This is a genomic window from Halopseudomonas sabulinigri (assembly GCF_900105255.1).
GTDB classification, from domain to species: Bacteria; Pseudomonadota; Gammaproteobacteria; order Pseudomonadales; family Pseudomonadaceae; genus Halopseudomonas; species Halopseudomonas sabulinigri.
On record NZ_LT629763.1, the window covers coordinates 182,538 to 199,403 of the forward strand.

The following is a 16,866-nucleotide window of genomic DNA, read 5'->3' on the forward strand; positions in this document are numbered from 1 at the left end:
AAATGCGTTGGCATTGCTCTCATAGCATTTTGCTTGCCAGGTTTTAAAAACCTTTTACTTTCATTTGCTTATGTCATTTTTATGACAATGTGAAGCGTGGCATCGCAGGTCTCTGGGGAAAGTCATGCACTGTGGGGGTGCGCAAAAAAATGCTAGTGGCACAAAGGGTGGCAGTGCGATAGCACCGTAATAGCCTTTTCAGTGCAAGGGGATGCAAGGGAGTGCAGAAGGAGGGATTCCGGTGCAGGTAGATGCGTGTGTGAGCTAAACCGGTGGGCTGTTGATGAGGGCAATCAGCGTTTTGTGGCGCCGATAGCGCAGCAGTTTGTCTTGCAGGCTTTCTGGCAGCTCGCTGGCCACTCGATAGCCAGTCTGCTCATAGAGGGGGCGTAGTTCCGGTGCGCAGAATAGCCAGATTGGCCCGGCGTACTCGTGTCTGATGTGCTTCAGCAGCATAGCGGCCAAGCCAAGACGGCGGTGGCTCGGGGCAACCAGCAAGCTGGTCAGCCAGTGGCCGTGGCTAATCGGCGTCAGGCAGAGCGCACTGACTATCAGGTCATGCTTCTTGCCAACCCACACCAAGTGCTGTCTGCCGACTTTGGTGCCGCGCTGGTGCTGTCGGTAAAACCGGTTCGCCAGCGGATATAGCAGTGGCGTTAACTGGTGAATGTCGGCGGGCATGCAGGCGGTTTGGCGGGCTCGTGATCAGATGCGGACAATTATGGCACACAGCTGCGCGGGCCGGGCCAGCAGCGCTCGCCCAGCTCGACTAGATACGACGACGCTTGCTCATCCACATGGTGCCGACGAACAGTAAAAGACATACGCCGAAAAACATTTTTCCCAGTGTCGCGGCGGTGGCTCCAAACCCCCCAAAGGTGAAAACGGCCGCAGCGACGGTCATGACAAAAAATACAATGGCCCAGTTAAGCAAGGGATACCTCCGGAAATACGCGGTGTTGCTGGACTGCCCGCCCATACATTCGATTGCGCCTGGCAAGGTCGCTTCCTTTATATGGAAATAGATGGCCGGTTTTTGCTCCATGTTCATCTGGTGTTGGTCCTTAGCTGTCTATCTATGTAGAAAATGGTTTATGCAGCAATGGGTTGGTTACAGGCGCAGGGTTGGCCCGCGGTCGGTCACCGAGTCGGTCGACGCCCAGCGTGGTTCGGTCAGCTGTGGGGCAGCGCGACCTACCTTGAGTTCGCTGGCATCAAGAGCCCGTACACCGGGGGTGTTGCGTGCGGTGGCGATGGCTACACGTTTGTCGTTGACGTGCAATACGGTGCCGCTGAGGGTGACCATGCCGTCATGCGCATTCACGCGGATCTGGATGCCGTCCGTGTTACCATCCCATTGCAGACGCGACTGCAAGGTGGCGGTCAGAATACGGTCATCATCCAGTGGTTGCCCCTTACCCTCGCGCTGTTCGGTGGGCATGGTCCGACTGTCGCTGTCGGCGGCGTGTGCTGTCAGTGGCAGCAGTGCAGTAAAACTGATCGAGAGTGCAAGCAAAGCAGTGCGGTTGATGCCGTGCATGATGTCAATCTCCGTTCAATCAATGTCCATATCAGGGCCGGCCATCCAGCCCACGAGCATTCACAGTAGATAGAGCAACAGCTGTGCCAGTTATTTTTAAATAATAAAAGCCTTTAAAATCAATAGCTTGATATGTTTTTGCGTGTCTGGCGGAGTGCGTTTTGCAAGATTGCACGATTGGCGCCATGCAACTTGCACGATTATTGGTGGACTAATACCTCACATCACGTCTGGAGCAGACAAACAAATGGAAGCAGCACAGAATTCGGGGCGCATCCTGCTGGTCGATGACGAGCCAGCGATCCTCAGGACCTTTCGTTATTGCCTAGAGGATGAGGGCTACCAGGTAGCTACGGCGGCCAGCGCGATGCAGGCGGAATCGGTCCTGCAAAGCCAGGTATTCGACCTGTGTTTTCTCGACCTCCGCCTAGGCGAGGACAATGGTCTCGACGTCATGGCCAGAATGCGTGTGATCGCTCCCTGGATGCGCGTGGTGATAGTGACGGCTCACTCAGCGGTGGATACTGCAGTGGATGCCATGCAGGCCGGCGCGGCAGATTATCTGGTCAAACCGTGCAGTCCAGATCAATTGCGCATGGCGGCAATCAAGCAACTGGAAATGCGCCAGATGGCTGCCCGACTTGAGCAGCTCGAAGGTGAAGTGAAGCAACCTCAGGCACGTGCAGAATCGCAAAGCCCGGAAATGATGGCGGTGCTGGAAACGGCTCGGCAAGTAGCGACAACAGACGCCAACATTCTTATCCTCGGCGAGTCAGGCACTGGCAAGGGCGAACTGGCCCGGGTGATTCATGGCTGGAGCCGGCGGGCGAAGAAGGCCTGCGTTACCATCAACTGCCCCTCGCTGACCGCAGAGCTTATGGAGAGCGAGCTTTTTGGCCACAGCAAGGGGGCGTTCACCGGGGCCAGTGAGAACACCCTTGGGCGCGTCAATCAGGCTGACGGCGGGACTCTGTTCCTTGATGAGATTGGCGACTTCCCGTTGACCCTGCAACCCAAGTTGCTGCGTTTTATTCAGGACAAGGAATACGAGCGCGTCGGCGACCCGGTTACCCGCCGTGCCGACGTGCGCATTCTTGCCGCCACCAACCTCGACCTGGCTGAAATGGTCAAGGAAGGCCGCTTCCGTGAGGATCTGCTCTACCGTCTGAACGTCATCACCCTGACGCTGCCGCCACTGCGCGACCGCCGGGATGACATCATGACTCTGGCCGAACGTTTTCTCGCCGGTTTCGTCAAAGATTACGCGCGCCCGGCAACCGGTTTCAGTGCCGAGGCGCGCGAAGCCATGCTGGGCTATCGTTGGCCCGGCAACATTCGCGAGCTGCGTAACGTGATCGAGCGTGCCAGCATTATCTGCGGCGAAGAGCTGGTGCAGGTAAGCCACTTGGGGCTTTCAGCGGCCGACACTAGCAGCGCTCCCAGAGTCGGCGCCGAGTTAAGTCTTGAAGCGCTGGAGAAGGCGCATATCGCCGCCGTACTGGCGTCCAGCCCTACTCTGGACCATGCAGCAAAGACGCTGGGTATTGATGCCTCGACCCTGTATCGCAAAAGAAAGCAGCTGGGTTTATGAAACTAAGAACGCAACTGTTCCTCAGCAGCAGCGCGTTGATCACGGTGGCCTTGGTGGGGCTGGTTGTGGGGATGTTTGGGGTGTTGAGCCTGACGCAGTCGCAAAAACTGTCGATGACCAGCACGCTGAATATCATCAAATCGACATTGGCTATGCGTCAGGAGATCGGCAGTCAGGTCACCATGCTGCTGCAGGAAGATCTCGACCGCGATGCACTGAAAGCATCGGATGCCAGCTTCAAGCACTGGCTGGCCGTTGCCAAAGCGCATGCGGTGGATGACGCCGATCGTCAGGCCATGGAAAGCCTGGCCAGAACCTACGACGACTACGATGACATTCTCCGCCGCCCGGTAACTCTGCGCCGTGAGCTGCTGTCCAACGACGTGTTCAGCGATAACGTCTCGAACATGCGCGATCTGCTCAACACCATTCAGAATCGCTACCTGGCAAAGGCCGAGCGGGCCGAAGCGGCTGCGCATCAGCGTGCCTGGCTGATTGCCGGCCTGCTGGGGCTGATTGGCCTGGCGGTGCTCTTGTTGGGCTTGCTGACGGCGAACAGCATTGCACGTCGCTTTGCCCAACCCATTGAAGGGCTGGCAAAGGCGGCGGATCAGGTCAGTACCGGCGATTTCAACGTGATGCTACCTATCTCCCCGGTGCTGGAAGTGTCGGCTTTGAGCCGCCGTTTCGGCGCCATGGCCGAGGCGCTGCGTGAGTTCAAGAACAGCGATGTAGAAGCCCTGAAGAGCGAACAGCGTCGCCTGCAGGCGGTGCTGGACAGCATTGATGATGGCTTGCTGATTCTCGATCAGGACGGCGAGGTAGAGCACTTCAACCCCGTTGCGCGGCGCCAGCTTGATTGGGATGCGCGTGAGTTGGGGCAGAGCCTGGGCATTGCCATGGGGCGGCCTGAACTGGACGAGCAGGTGCGGGACGTCTTGGCGGGCAACCCGCACAGCAGTGAGCAGGAAGATCTCGCAGTGGAAGTCGCCGGGGAAACTCGCTTGCTCGACTACAGCCTGACCCCGGTGCTGCGCACCGATACCTGGGTGCAGGGCGCGGTGATGGTGCTGCGTGACGTAACCGATCAGCGGGCATTCGAGCGCGTGCGCCGTGAGTTTGTGCTGCGCGCCTCGCACGAGTTACGCACACCGGTTACCGGCATGCACATGGCGTTTTCTTTGTTACAGGAACGCGTCAGCTTCGCTGCCGAGAGCCGTGAGGCCGACCTTCTGGCCGTGGTCGACGAAGAAATGCGGCGTCTGGTGGATCTGATCAATGATCTGCTGAATTTTTCCCGATACCAGAATGGCTTGCAGAAGCTGAATCTTGAGCCCTGTGATCCAGGCGAGTTGGTGCATCAGGCGGCAGCGCGCTTTGCCGAACAGGCAAGAGGGCTGGGTATCGAGCTAGCGGTAGAAATACACGACGAGATGCCGCATGCGCGACTCGACCGGCTGCAAATCGAAAGGGTGCTAGACAACCTCTTGGGCAACGCGCTGCGGCACTGTAGCAGCGAAAACGGTGAAGTGCGCCTGCAGGCGCGACGTCAGGGCGAGCGGGTTATCCTCAGCGTTGAAGATAACGGCGAGGGCATTCCCTTCAGTCAGCAGGTCCGGGTGTTTGAGCCTTTTGTCCAGGTGGGCGGCAAGAAAGGCGGTGCGGGACTGGGGTTGGCCCTGTGCAAGGAAGTGGTGCAACTGCATGGCGGGCACATTGGAGTGCAGTCAAAACTGGGCCAGGGCGCCCAGTTCTACATGTCGTTGCCGTTATAGCCGCTCAGCGTTTACCCATTGAGCGCCGCGTGTTGCGCGGCGCCATGCCGATCTTCTTCTCGTGGCGATCACCGCCAGCTTTGCCCTTGCTCGGTGCTGCGCCGGTGCGAGCGTGCGCGGTAGCCGCAGCAGAAAACAGCGAACCCAAACCCGGCAGGGCCTTTGCAGTCTGAGGAGCAGCCTCTACAGGTGCTGTGGTGGCATCGGGGGTGGGACGGTCGGTCATGGGTTGCTCGGCTGGGTGTTGAAAAGGTCGGCAAGTATACTGGCTCATGCGCTGTGGCCCTAGCCGCTGATGAAAAAATAACCGGCGCAGTGAATAAACCGATTTTGAACGCAGGAAGCTTATGCCCGCGATTATCCCCATTGCCTACCAGGGCGTTGAAACTCTCAGCCTGCGTCAGCTGGATGAACTCAACGCTGCGCCCAAGGGCACCAGTTTTCGGGCGTTCAAGCGCGCGTTGCCTCACCTGTGTGAAGGTGAGCACTTTTTTCATCTCCCGGCGGATGAGCACAAAAGCTGGATTGAGGCGCTCAAGGCCAGCGAACAGGTATATGCCACCACAGTTCATCTGGTGCTGCTTACCCGCAGCGGCTGTGAACGAGTGCAGCAGGTCGCCCGTTCCTCAGCGTAACGCCGGCCGGCCCCGTTGTCAGGCCAATAATCCGAGCCAGCCGGAACCGGCCAGCAACACTCCCATCAACTGATTGAATCGACGCAGCCCACGGGGTGAGTGCAGCCAGCGCCCGGCTTGCAGGCCCAGCCAGGCCCAGAGCAGCATGCAGGGCACCGCGATCAACAGAAACAGCAGTGCCAATATCCAGGCCGGCGCGCCAGCGCTGGCCATGAATACGCTGACTACCGCCAAGGCCACTGTCCATGGTTTGGGGTTGATCAGCTGCAGGAAAGCGGCGGTCCAGCCACTCACCGCGCGTTCAGCGGCAAGATTGGCGTCGAGCGTGACGGGTGCTCGGGCGATCTGCCAACCCAGATAGCTCAACCAGAGCGCGCCAGCGTAGCCGAGCACGTGCGCCAGTTCAGGGCTGGCCAACAGGGTGCTGCCCAGCCCCAGACCCACCGCCAACACCAGCGCGGCAGAGGCAAGGCAACCACCCCAAACGATCGGCAGGCTGGCGCGCCAGCCGAAGCGAGCACTGTTGCTCATGGCCAGCAGGTTGGTAGGGCCGGGGGTGATGGAGGCAACGAAAGCGAACAGTAGAAAGGGCAGTAATGGCGTCAAGGTGGGTCTCCCGAAAGTGGTCTCGGGAATCAGTCTGCGCTGTGCTTCAGCGCCGGTCTGGAACGGGCGTGCAGCGGTTACGATAACTGGCCGGCGTGACCCCGTAGGCGCGTCTGAACCAGCGGCCGAGGTGGCTCTGGTCGGCGAAGCCCAGGCTGGCGGCGACCTGCGCGGGTGTCTCGCCGGCGGCCAGGCGCCGTCTTGCCTGGGCGAGCCGCAGTTGCACCAGATAGGCATGCGGGGCCATGCCGAAGGCGGCCTTGAAGGCGCGGGTCAGGCGAAAGCGATCCACCCCGGCAACGACCGCGAGTTCGTTCAGGCTCACGTCCTGCTCCAGGTGCGCGTGCAGGTACTCCCTTGTGCGCTGGGCCACCAACGGCATGCGCGGATCGGCCTGCTTACGCTGGCGCCATTGCATCTGGCTGGATAGCTGGGTCAGCAGGTAATCGGTAGCGGTTTGCCGCACGATGCGCAGTTCCTGCTGATGCAGGGTCTGGAAGGTGCTGGCGATGGCAAAGATCAACTCGGGCGAGGGGCCCACCGTCATACTCATGGTGGGTACGCAGTCCTGCGGCGCATCGGCGAACAACGCTCTTAACTCACGCTCAAGCCACTGCGGATCAAGGTACAGCATGGAATAGGTAAAGCCGTCTGGCGTCGGCGCTTCACCATCGTGAATCTCGCCCGGCTCCAGCAGAATGACCTTGCCGGGCACGCTGTCGTAACGCTGACGCCCGCAGCGAAAGCGCTGCACGCCCTGTTCGGTAAAGCCCACCAGATAGCTGTCATGCCAATGCGGGTCATAGGCATGGCCCTCAAAATGCGCGCGAATGGTCTCAATGCCGGTGTCGGCATCCTGTTTGAGATCAATCCAGTTGCGTGCGCTCATGGGGTTCAGTTGCTAAGCCGGTGCGTTGCGATGAACGGCCATCATAGCGCGGCAGGTGCGGCAGTCTGGAAGATTTGTGCAACTCAGCGCTCGCCGCTTTGCACCCATTTGGCCACCTTGGGGGCTTCATAGGCTTGTACTTTGCTCAGTAGGGCATCTACCTCGTCTGCGACTATCAGCATGTCGCGGTAGGGCTGCTTCATGAAGCCCTCGGCCAGGGTGTGGTCGAGAAAAGCGATGAGCTTGTCGTAGTAGCCCGCGGCGTTGAACAGCGCGCAGGGCTTTTGGTGGTGGCCCAGCTGCCCCCAGGTCCAGACCTCAAACAGCTCCTCAAAGGTACCCACGCCACCGGGCAGTGCGATGAAGCCGTCGGCCAGGTCAGCCATTCTGGCCTTTCGTTCGTGCATGGACGCCACCTCGATCAGCTGCGTGAGGCTCTCATGAGCCAACTCTCGCTCCACCAGGTGACGTGGAATCACCCCAATTACCTCGCCACCGGCTGCCAGCGCGGCGTCGGCCACGGCGCCCATCAGACCGACCTGTGCGCCGCCGTAGACCAAACCGATGTTGGCCTGGGCGAGGGTGGTTCCCAGTTGCACGGCAGCTTGCAGGTACTCGGGTTGGTTGCCGGCGCTTGAGCCGCAGAAAACGCAAATTCGCACAGGAGCTCCTTGGAGTGTGAGATCGGGATAGGGGATAGCAGCGGACAGTAACCGAAAAAAACGGCGCTCGCCAGCGTAGTGGCAGGGCATGCCAGTCAATACGAGCGCGTGCGCAAGCGCTGGCGAATATTGCTGAATTGCCGGTGCCAGAGGCGTCCCAGGCGTGTGCTCGCTTGGCCGGATCTGCCGTCTTGGCAGCCGGGCGCAGCGTCCGTGGCTATAGCGCAGGTATCACCGAAGTTGAGGTTTCGTGTTAGGTTTTGCGCTGACTCATAGTGGAGCCTTACCGTGTACCTGCCTGATCATTTTTCCGAAACCCGGCCAGAAAAGCTGCATGCACTGATTCAGGCTAACCCGCTGGGAGCGCTGGTGACGCACAGTGCCAATGGGCTGGACGCCAACCATATTCCCTTCGAGCTGCTGGCAGAGCAGGGCGTGGAAGGCACCCTGCAAGGTCATATCGCCCGCGCCAATCCGTTGCTGCAACAACTCACCGAAGGCATGCCAGTGCTGGTCATCTTTCAGGGCGCGCAGGGTTACGTCTCACCCAACTGGTATCAGAGCAAACACGAGACGCATCAGCAGGTGCCGACCTGGAACTACCAGGTGGTTCACGCGCACGGGCGCCTCCGCCTGCGCGACGACGAACGCTTTGTGCGCGGCCTGGTGGCGCGTTTGACCCGCAGCCACGAAGTGCGCAGCGAGCAGCCGCGCCCCTGGAAAATGACCGATTCCAGCGCGGACTATATCAGACGCATGCTCGCGGCCATTGTGGGTATTGAGATCGAGATAGAGCAGCTTGTGGGCAAGTTCAAGTTGAGTCAGAACAAGGCGCCGGCGGATATCGCGGGTGCGGCAGCGGGGCTGGAAGCGCGCGGGCACGCTGTCTTGGCGCAGGCGATGCGCGAGGCCGAAGACGGCGCCTGAATCGCCATCACAGCTGCATTTGAGGTCACGGGTTTGATGATCAGCACCGCTCTGGTGCGGCACTTTGCACGCAACCAGCGGTAATTGGGGTGGCACGATAGTGGCACCCTTCTTGCTGTGCTCTTGAAGCAAGTCTGTCCAATTAGTCAGGTTTTACTTCAAGGCGCGAAAATATGCTGTCCATGCTTCGAAACATCTCGATGCGCGGCAAGTTGTTGCTGCTCATCCTCCCGGCGCTGCTGGGTACCCTGTATTTCTCCATCACCACCGTCAGTGCACGCTATACCAATCTGGAGGCGACTGAAGCTGCGCGCGATCTGTTCAATCTGGTGCTGGTAGCCGATCCCTTGGTCGAGAACCTGCAGAAGGAACGCGGTCTCACGGCATTGCTGATTGCCTCCGGAGGCGCCGACGGTCGTGTGATCGAGCGATTGGAAGCGCAGCGCGAGCAAACCGATGCCAGTCTGACCAACTTTGCTACAGAGCTGGAAAGCCTGGATGGCGCCGTGCGCTCGGTAATTGCGCCGCAGTTGGCGCGGTCCGGTGCCGCGTTGAGCGAGCTGGCGCCCCTGCGCGAGCGGGTGATGAACGAAGACCTGCCAGCCGAAGCCGTTAGCGCCGCCTTCACCCAGGCGGCTGCGCAGTTGATTGCACTGAGCCCCGAGATACTGCACCAGTCCGAAGAGCCGCAATTGACTCGCTTGATGGGCGCTTTTTACGCGCTGACCGAGGCGACTGAATGGGCGGCGCAGGAGATGGCCAGCGGCGCTGCCGTGCTTAGTGAGGGCAATGTGTCGCTGGCGTTAGCGGCCGAGGTCAGCGGCGCTGGCGCGCGCAAACAGGCGTTGCTGGATACCGCGGGCAGCCTCTTGGGCGATGCCATGCAGGCGCAGGTAGAGAGCCTGCGCGAACAACCGGACAGTCTTGCGTTCAGCGAGTTGCGCAACAAGCTGATTGGCTCGGAATACGGATTTCTTGGTATGGCCAACATCGAGTGGTTCGACAGCGCGAGCAACGCCATCAATGGCGTTTATCTGTTGAAGAAAAAGGTTGCGGCGGAAATGGCCGCGCGCACCGATTACGTGCTGGGCCATGCCCGCAGGGAGCTGCAACAGGCGGCGATTATCGGCGCCGTGGTGGTGGTGGCCGTGCTGCTGCTGGCGCTGATGATCATCATGGGCGTGACTGGGCAGGTAAATCAGTTGTTGGGTGATTTCCGGCAAATCATGGAAAAGAAGGATTTGTCGATTCGTACCCGCGTTTGCTCACGCGATGAAATGGGCCTGATCGGCAGCGCGCTCAATGGCTTGATCGAAACCTTCTCAGGCGCCCTCAGCCAGATTGACCAAACCAGCGTGCGCCTGGCTTCAGCCTCTGAGCAAACCCGCGCCACGGCGAGCCAAAACTCCGATCAGGTCGGCCAGCAGCAGTTGCTGGTAGAGCAGGTGGCGGCCGCGGCCGAAGAGATGTCGAGCACCTCGGAAGAAATTTCGCGTAATACCCAGCAGGTGGCCGAGGCAGCGTTCCACGCCTCGGGCAAGAATCAGGCAGGCCGTGCGGTGGTGGAACAAAGCGTCGCGCGCATTCGCCACCTGGCCGGCGCTATCGAACAGGTTAATGGGCAAATGGAGCGCCTGCAGCACAGCAGCGAATCTATCACCCGCGTGATAGATGTGATCAAGGCGGTCGCCGACCAGACCAACCTGTTGGCACTGAACGCGGCTATTGAGGCCGCTCGAGCGGGCGAGCATGGCCGTGGCTTTGCCGTCGTGGCGGATGAGGTGCGCAACCTGGCCCGGCAGACCCACGACTCCACGGTAGAGATCGAAAGCATGATCGGCGGCTTCCGCGACATCGCCGACAGCGTCAAGACGTCGGTCACTCAAAGCCACCGGTTGGCGACCACCAGCGCCGATGAAGCGGAGAAGCTAGAAGGCACCCTGGCCGATATTCTGCAGGATGTTGATCGTATCTCCGGCATGGCCAGCCAGATTGCCGCTGCGGCAGAAGAGCAGGTGGCGGTCACGCGCGACATTTCACGCAGCATGTCGTCGGTACGGGAAACCTCACTGCAAACCCTCAGCGGCTCGCAGGAAATCTCGCAGGTAACGGTCAGCCAGGCGGAGCTCGCCAGCGAACTGCAGGCGTTGGCGCAGGGGTTTCGGGTCTAGGGCGCGGGTACTGCCAAGGGACGTCTTTCTGTGTGTTTTTGGTAAATAAGTATCAAAAAAACACAAAAATACATTTTGCATCACTCTTGCTTGCGGCCAATACTCTAGACAATACCGGCGTGTGTCTTGGAGGCCCTATGAGTCGTTTCAAGTCGTTCGATGGCGTATCTATCTATTATCAGCGCTGGGGGCGCCTGTCTGCCCAGCCGCCTGTAGTGCTACACCACGGTTATGTGGCCAATGCTCGCATAAACTGGGTGATCCCTGGCTTTGTGCGGCGGCTCACCTTGGCCGGCCGCTGTGTCATCGCGCTGGACGCGCGCGGCCATGGCCGTTCAGAGAAGCCGCATGACCCGGCAGCCTACGGCGAAGCCCGCATGGCCAAAGACCTCAGCTGTCTGCTGAATGAGCTGGGCCTGGAAGAGGTCGATCTGGTGGGCTACTCGATGGGCGCAACGGTGGCATTACTGGCAGCCACGCAAGAACCGCGGATTCGCCGGCTGGTGGCTGGGGGCATCGGTGGTAACACCCTGCATCTTGATAGCCATTTCCATGTAGAGGGCAGAAAAGCCCTTTCGCGCGCCATGCTCGCCAGTCGCTGGAGTATTCGCAACCCCACCTTGGCCGGTTTCAGGCTGCTCGCGGATATGGTCTGGGCCGATCGCAAGGCCATGGCCGCGCAGGCGCTGGCCTTCCATTCCACGCGCATTCCGCTGGAAAAGATCAGCGCTCCCACACTGATTATCGCCGGCGACAAGGACCCCTTTGCCAAACAGCCGCGCAAATTGCAAAAAGCCATTCGTGGAGCGCAGCTGAAGGTCGTGCTGGGTGATCATTCCAGTGTGTTGATTCGGCCCGGTTTTCAGCGCGCCATTGTAGATTTTCTGCAGGCCTGAAGGCGAAACGCAGAACTGGTTGTTCGTGCCGCCCAGGCTGGTGAGCACGAACCGTGCGCAGGCATGGCCTGCCAAGGGGCGCGCGCAGTAACACCCACTTGTCTATGGCACCTTTTGGCGTCTGACTGATCCAAGTTCTAACGCCCGTTTGAATTATAAGGGCGCAGTCAAGTAATGGCGTGGCGCGTTGGAGTGCGTGCAGAGCAGAGAAGCCCAAGCGTAAAGCGCCCTGATCGCCCGTATGTGGGCTTCTCACTGCGGCGTAGCGGTACCATTAGTGGGGGGGCACATCAATGATTATTCGCGCTATGAGGGCGGCTGATCTCACCGGGTCTGTGCAGGTTCATCGGCAGGCGTTTGGCCGGCTTGCACAATCACCGTACTGGATTGAGGTCACGCTCGAAGCTTTTCCGCGCTTTCTGTGCTTTGTCGCGGAAGAGGGAGCGCAGATCCTGGGTTACTTGATCTGGGCGCAGCAGCGCGGCTACCGCGATGAGGCAAGCGTAGAGCTGGACCAGATTGCCGTGCTGCCAGAGTTTCTGAACGAGCAGGTAGCGCGGCGGTTGATAGAAGAGTCTATGCCACACGTGAGTGCGCAGCTGGCCAGCCAAGGGATCTGCGCCAAACATATCAATATCAGTCTTCGCGACGATGAGCACCTGCATCGGCCTTATCAAGCCGCGTTGGATATTGAGGTCACCACCGCTATCTCTGAACTGTACCGTATTGATAAAGTGATGATGGCGGCAAAGGAAATGGAAAGGCGGGCTGAAACGGCGGACTGAGCAGCCGGCTGCACGCCGATCAGCAGCTTCCCAGCATCGGCGGCCAGAACGAATCGCTGGCGGTAAATGAGGACGCATCTGGGGACGTGTCGTTTTGGTCCGGAGCCAGTCAAAGGGCAGAAACAGAACCGGGTGCACTCAGTCTCAGGCAAGGGGGGAATGTGGTGCTGGCTCTGTATCGCCCGGAGCAAGCCTGGTTTGACCAGACCTGGCAGCCAGGTGAGTTTGAGCCTGTGCGCTAGTGCGGGGTAGTCTGGTGATATTGCCAGCCAGTCATACCACCAGCTGGCAGTATCACATCGCGGGACGTCTCCCGGTCGAGTGGTGCGGGAGACTTCAACCACGGGAGCTACGCAAGCTTGGCTATTCTTCGTCCGGGGCGTACATGTCTTTCATGAAGTAGGCGAACGCGGTATTAAAGGCGGTTTCCTGATAACCCTTTAGGCCGGTCTCGGCAAAGGGGATATGCACAGGATTGCGCTTGAGCGTTTCCTTGATGTCGGTGGTCGACATGATGATTACGTCCAAGTCGCTGATCAGCTCAATCGCCGCTTCCAGCTTGAAGCCAACCGCACCACCGGCAAATTTGCCCTTCATCGGCCGCTGACGGATGACCACCTTCTCGACCTTATAGTCCTGCATCAATTTGGCAAACGTCTGCTGGAAATAACGCAGCTCTCGTGTGCTGTTGATGTCGGTCAGGGTCAGCCGCCGTGAGCGGCAGTCAGGCAGCTCAAAAATCTCGTCCGACAGGGACAGCAAACACAGATTTACATCGTTACTGTTGATTTCAACGCCGCACACTTTCATAAAAATACCCAACCTGGCTAGATCGGCGCAGTGTAGCGCAAAAGCCTGCAGTTAACCTCCGGCGCGGCTGTGCGGTCAGTGAAAATGTACCGGCACGCATTATCTGCTTTACGCCACAACGCAAATGGCATTACATTTTTGCCATGGCAATAAGCCAGTTTGCAGGAGCCCAAGGATGGCATCTAGACGTACTGCAGCGTTTACCTCAATCGTGTCTTTCCCAGGCCGAGGATTCTCCGTTGCTCCACGACGCTACACCCACTCTGGTTGTGCCTTCGCCCCCAGCTGTGAGAGCCGCTTCTCTTCTTCCCTCGGCCAGCAATGGCAGAGTTCTAGCGCTCACACTGCGCCCTTGTTGATCTTTCCCGGAAATAGCCCTGTATCCCCGAGTTACCGATCGCGACTACCTCAGTTGAAACGCCCGTTGCTCCAGCGCCAAGCCGTTGGGCGGCGAAACGTGGTTTCGCGCGGCCTTGGCGCCTTCGCTTGAAGACTTGATTTGCTGGATGGCTACGTCAGTAGCAACGCACGCTGATGGCTTTAAAGCCAGCGGGTGCCGGTGTTGGGTTGCAGGCGTTTTGCGGTTAATACCGTAAGCGAGCAGTGGGTGGTCGTGATGCGCGCAGTGGTTTCAATAATTAAAAACAAAAACTGAATAAGGGGTGGGTAGTGAAAGCATTGATTGCTGTTCTTTTGGTGGTTACGTCGCTGTTGAGTGTGGGGTGTTCTTCGGTAAAAACAAAGGTGCTCGCCCCCAATACGGCAGGTGCCTTCAGCGGTAAAAGTCTGGTGCTGTCAAAATACAACGAATTACCGGATTTTCCGGCGCAGACTGCGGTTAACGTTCAGTTTGGCGTGGTTGGGGTGCTGACTGCTATTTCGAATGGCAATGCCATTATCCGCAGAAACAACATTCAGGACCCGGCGCTGGGTATTTCTCGCCAGTTGGCGCAGGGCATGCAGAACAGTCATGGGTTTAATGTGACAGAAGCCGACGACTTTGTAACGGTCAAGTCAGATGTGCCCGAGCTGGCTGCTCGTTATCAGGATTATGACTATGTACTGGACGTCAAAACCCTGGGGTGGAGCTCCATCTACTTTCCAACCGACTGGGACAACTATCGCGTTATCTACACGGCGCATGCGCGCTTGATAAGTGTAGATAGCGGACAGGTAGTTGCCGAACAGCTTTGCAGCCACGTGCCTGATTATGCCGACACCAACCAAGCGCCGTCTTATGTACAGCTGGAAAATGGCACGGGGTTAAAAGCGACATTGAACAAGTCGATCGAGTATTGCGTCGATCACATCCGCGCCACTGCACAGCTTTATAACGAAGGGCAAACTGAAAATGTCGCGGTAGCCGAGTGAGCTTTCGCACTGCGGTTTGATAAGGTTGCGGCCTCAGCTGTTGCCCAATGCAGAGGGTGACAGCGAGTGCGTATCTTGAGGCCCGCCCCGCGGTCAGATCGCAGCCAACGTTAACTTGGCAGTTATGCTCGGTTATCCTCCGACAGCGGCTAGGCTCGTTCCGCGCGAATAAAAACGACAAGAGGTGCTCAAGGGAATGACGAACGAACAATTCGATGCACTGGTGGCTCGCCTTGAAACGCAGGCTCAGCGCCATCCGTTTTTGTACAAGTCTCGCGTGCTGCTCATGGCTTTGTTGGGCTATGGCTATATCACGGTGATGCTGATTGGCCTGGTGATGGCCACTTTGCTATCTGTGCTGTTTCTCAAGGTGCTTGGGCTCAAACTGGCCATTCCTTTGCTGGTGCTAATCTGGGCGGTACTCAAGGCACTCTGGGTACGGCTGGATGCGCCGCAGGGGCGTCGCGTAACCCAACGGGAAGCGCCGGCGCTATTTGAGATGATAAATGACCTGCGCAAGCGGCTGAAGGCGCCGCGTTTTCATCGAGTACTTATTACCGACGATTTCAACGCCTGTGTAGTGCAAACCCCGCGCTTGGGCGTCTTTGGCTGGTATCGCAACTACCTGGTAATAGGTCTGCCGTTGATGAAGTCACTCAGCGTAGAGCAGTTTCGAGCGGTGCTAGCGCATGAGTTTGGTCACCTCGCGGGCGGCCACGGACGGATTTCTAACTGGATATACCGCTTGCGGCTCAGCTGGCATCGGCTGATGGATTCGCTGACGGCTGGCGGGCACTTTGGCACCTTCCTGTTCCGCCGTTTCTTCAAGTGGTATGTGCCTTACTTCACGGCGTTTTCCTTCCCGCTGGCGCGTGCCAACGAGTATGAGGCCGATGCCGCAGCGGCAAGAGTGACCTTGCCGGGTGCGATGGCGCAGGCGCTCACGGCGGTCAACGTGGTTGGCAGCTATCTGGACGAACGTTATTGGAGCGATATCCACCGTAGCGCCGTGGACCTGCCGCGCCCCGCCTTTGCGCCTTTCGAGCGGCTGGCAGAGCGGCTTTCATCGGATATAGAACCGGCATCCACGCAGCTTTGGCTGGAGCATGCCCTGGAGCGCAAAACCACATCGGCCGACACCCACCCATCCTTGTCTGACCGCCTGCAGGCCCTGCAACAGACCCCGCACCTGGTGCTGCCGGCGCGTGAGGAGCGTGCTGATCTGCTGCTCGGCCCGGCATTGCAGAGCATTACCCAGGAATTGGATGGCCAGTGGGAACAGGCCATTCTGCCGGCCTGGCAACAACGCTATGAAACCGCTACTCAGGGCCGGAAACGCCTGCAGGAATTGGAGGTTTGTATAACGGAAGGTACCGCCTTGAATGCGTCTGAGGCCTACGAGCGGGCCTGCTTGACCGAAGAGTTTGGCAGCGGCGTGGAGGCGGCCCTGGAACAGTTCCGTCAATTGCAGCAGCAGGAGCCGGATAACCCGGTTGCCTGTTTTGCGCTGGGGTCACGTTTGCTGGGTCGCGATGACGAGGCTGGCCTGGATCTGGTGCAGCGAGCAATAGCGCTCGATGAAGACGCCATGCTGCCCGGTTACGAGTTGCTGCGCGACTTCTGTTGGCGGCACGGGCAGGAGGCTGCCGCCCACGCCTGGCACGACAAGCTGATGCAGCGTGCTGAACTGCTTCAGCGCGCGCGCGCCGAGCGTGAGCATCTCAGCCTGAAGGACAAGTTTGATCGCCATGGCCTGCCTGACGAGGTGATCGCCCAGGTTCGTGCCTGCCTGAAATCCATTCGCGGGTTACGCAAGGTCTATCTGCTACGCAAGCGCCTGAACCTCTTTCCGGAGCAGCCGCTTTACGTAGTGGGTTTTTCCTGCACGCCCTGGTGGGGCATTTACCGGCGCAAGCGCGAGGCCGGCATTGGTCAGCGGATAGTCGACGAACTAAACCTGCCGGGGGAGATTTTCTGCCTCAGCGTTGATGGCGATAACTACCGATTTGGCCGCAAGTTCAGATGGAAGCGCGGTACCCGAGTACGCTGACCTAGCGCTCGAGTGGCGCTGCGCAGGCTTGGGCAACCCATACTGCTTGCCACGGTGCAGACAGGTCAGGTTGCCTAAGCCGGTCACGGCTGTCGGTTCGGGAAATAGCGGTAGACCAGTGACGAGTCGTGGCGAGCCACCTAACAGCGCAAGCGACG

General features: G+C 59.1%; 17 protein-coding genes. 9 read left to right on the forward strand and 8 right to left on the reverse strand.

Annotated elements, in window-relative coordinates:
• Positions 1–264: 264 nt before the first annotated feature.
• From BLU26_RS00805 to BLU26_RS00815, 3 genes are all read right to left on the reverse strand, one after another.
• On the reverse strand, positions 265–681 hold the full coding sequence (locus BLU26_RS00805; protein WP_092283061.1) for a GNAT family N-acetyltransferase: 417 nt from the start codon (positions 679–681) through the stop codon (positions 265–267).
• An 88-nt stretch (positions 682–769) separates the two neighbouring features.
• On the reverse strand, positions 770–1,051 hold the full coding sequence (locus BLU26_RS18685; protein ID WP_092283062.1) for a DUF1328 domain-containing protein: 282 nt from the start codon (positions 1,049–1,051) through the stop codon (positions 770–772).
• 60 nt (positions 1,052–1,111) lie between these two features.
• Positions 1,112–1,540 carry a BON domain-containing protein gene (locus BLU26_RS00815; protein ID WP_092283063.1) on the reverse strand — a complete coding sequence of 143 codons (429 nt, stop codon included), beginning with the start codon at positions 1,538–1,540 and terminating at the stop codon, positions 1,112–1,114.
• A gap of 247 nt (positions 1,541–1,787) precedes the next feature.
• On the opposite strand from BLU26_RS00815, the gene algB reads away from it, so the two are divergent.
• Positions 1,788–3,131, forward strand: a complete 1,344-nt coding sequence (gene algB, locus BLU26_RS00820) for a sigma-54-dependent response regulator transcription factor AlgB (protein ID WP_092283064.1) — start codon at positions 1,788–1,790, stop codon at positions 3,129–3,131.
• On the forward strand, positions 3,128–4,906 hold the full coding sequence (locus BLU26_RS00825; protein WP_092283065.1) for an ATP-binding protein: 1,779 nt from the start codon (positions 3,128–3,130) through the stop codon (positions 4,904–4,906). Before algB ends, BLU26_RS00825 begins: the two co-directional genes overlap by 4 nt.
• Before the next feature lie 4 nt (positions 4,907–4,910).
• On the opposite strand, the gene BLU26_RS00830 is transcribed toward BLU26_RS00825, so the two are convergent.
• On the reverse strand, positions 4,911–5,132 hold the full coding sequence (locus tag BLU26_RS00830; RefSeq protein WP_092283066.1) for a hypothetical protein: 222 nt from the start codon (positions 5,130–5,132) through the stop codon (positions 4,911–4,913).
• A gap of 121 nt (positions 5,133–5,253) precedes the next feature.
• Here BLU26_RS00830 and BLU26_RS00835 point away from each other — a divergent pair, with 121 nt between their 5' ends.
• Positions 5,254–5,541 carry an ORF6N domain-containing protein gene (locus BLU26_RS00835; protein ID WP_092283067.1) on the forward strand — a complete coding sequence of 96 codons (288 nt, stop codon included), beginning with the start codon at positions 5,254–5,256 and terminating at the stop codon, positions 5,539–5,541.
• Between the two features lie 18 nt (positions 5,542–5,559).
• Here the strand turns inward: BLU26_RS00835 and BLU26_RS00840 are convergent, their stop codons facing one another.
• From BLU26_RS00840 to BLU26_RS00850, 3 genes are all read right to left on the reverse strand, one after another.
• Positions 5,560–6,147, reverse strand: a complete 588-nt coding sequence (locus BLU26_RS00840; RefSeq protein ID WP_092283068.1) for a LysE family translocator — start codon at positions 6,145–6,147, stop codon at positions 5,560–5,562.
• Positions 6,148–6,193: 46 nt separating this feature from the next.
• The gene (locus tag BLU26_RS00845) at positions 6,194–7,036 is read right to left on the reverse strand and encodes an AraC family transcriptional regulator (RefSeq protein ID WP_092283069.1); all 843 of its coding nucleotides are present in this window, start codon (positions 7,034–7,036) and stop codon (positions 6,194–6,196) included.
• Positions 7,037–7,119: 83 nt separating this feature from the next.
• A complete protein-coding gene (locus tag BLU26_RS00850; protein ID WP_092283070.1) occupies positions 7,120–7,698 on the reverse strand; it encodes an LOG family protein in 579 nt (192 codons plus the stop codon).
• A gap of 288 nt (positions 7,699–7,986) precedes the next feature.
• On the opposite strand from BLU26_RS00850, the gene BLU26_RS00855 reads away from it, so the two are divergent.
• The 4 genes from BLU26_RS00855 to BLU26_RS00870 all read left to right on the forward strand — a co-directional run bounded on the left by BLU26_RS00855 (position 7,987) and on the right by BLU26_RS00870 (position 12,477).
• A complete protein-coding gene (locus BLU26_RS00855; RefSeq protein WP_092283071.1) occupies positions 7,987–8,625 on the forward strand; it encodes an FMN-binding negative transcriptional regulator in 639 nt (212 codons plus the stop codon).
• Between the two features lie 173 nt (positions 8,626–8,798).
• The gene (locus tag BLU26_RS00860; protein ID WP_092283072.1) at positions 8,799–10,796 is read left to right on the forward strand and encodes a methyl-accepting chemotaxis protein; all 1,998 of its coding nucleotides are present in this window, start codon (positions 8,799–8,801) and stop codon (positions 10,794–10,796) included.
• 137 nt (positions 10,797–10,933) lie between these two features.
• Positions 10,934–11,692 (forward strand): alpha/beta fold hydrolase, encoded by a 759-nt coding sequence (locus tag BLU26_RS00865; protein ID WP_092283073.1) that lies wholly within the window; start codon positions 10,934–10,936, stop codon positions 11,690–11,692.
• A 293-nt stretch (positions 11,693–11,985) separates the two neighbouring features.
• Positions 11,986–12,477, forward strand: a complete 492-nt coding sequence (locus tag BLU26_RS00870) for a GNAT family N-acetyltransferase (protein ID WP_157719260.1) — start codon at positions 11,986–11,988, stop codon at positions 12,475–12,477.
• A gap of 363 nt (positions 12,478–12,840) precedes the next feature.
• Here BLU26_RS00870 and BLU26_RS00875 read toward each other — a convergent pair whose 3' ends face one another.
• Positions 12,841–13,287: a DUF3010 family protein gene (locus BLU26_RS00875; protein WP_092283075.1), complete on the reverse strand. Its 447-nt coding sequence runs from the start codon at positions 13,285–13,287 to the stop codon at positions 12,841–12,843.
• A 669-nt stretch (positions 13,288–13,956) separates the two neighbouring features.
• Here BLU26_RS00875 and BLU26_RS00880 point away from each other — a divergent pair.
• Both BLU26_RS00880 and BLU26_RS00885 read left to right on the forward strand, forming a co-directional pair.
• Positions 13,957–14,658 (forward strand): hypothetical protein, encoded by a 702-nt coding sequence (locus tag BLU26_RS00880; protein ID WP_157719261.1) that lies wholly within the window; start codon positions 13,957–13,959, stop codon positions 14,656–14,658.
• Between the two features lie 196 nt (positions 14,659–14,854).
• Positions 14,855–16,708, forward strand: a complete 1,854-nt coding sequence (locus tag BLU26_RS00885; protein ID WP_092283077.1) for a M48 family metallopeptidase — start codon at positions 14,855–14,857, stop codon at positions 16,706–16,708.
• Positions 16,709–16,866 lie beyond the last annotated feature (158 nt).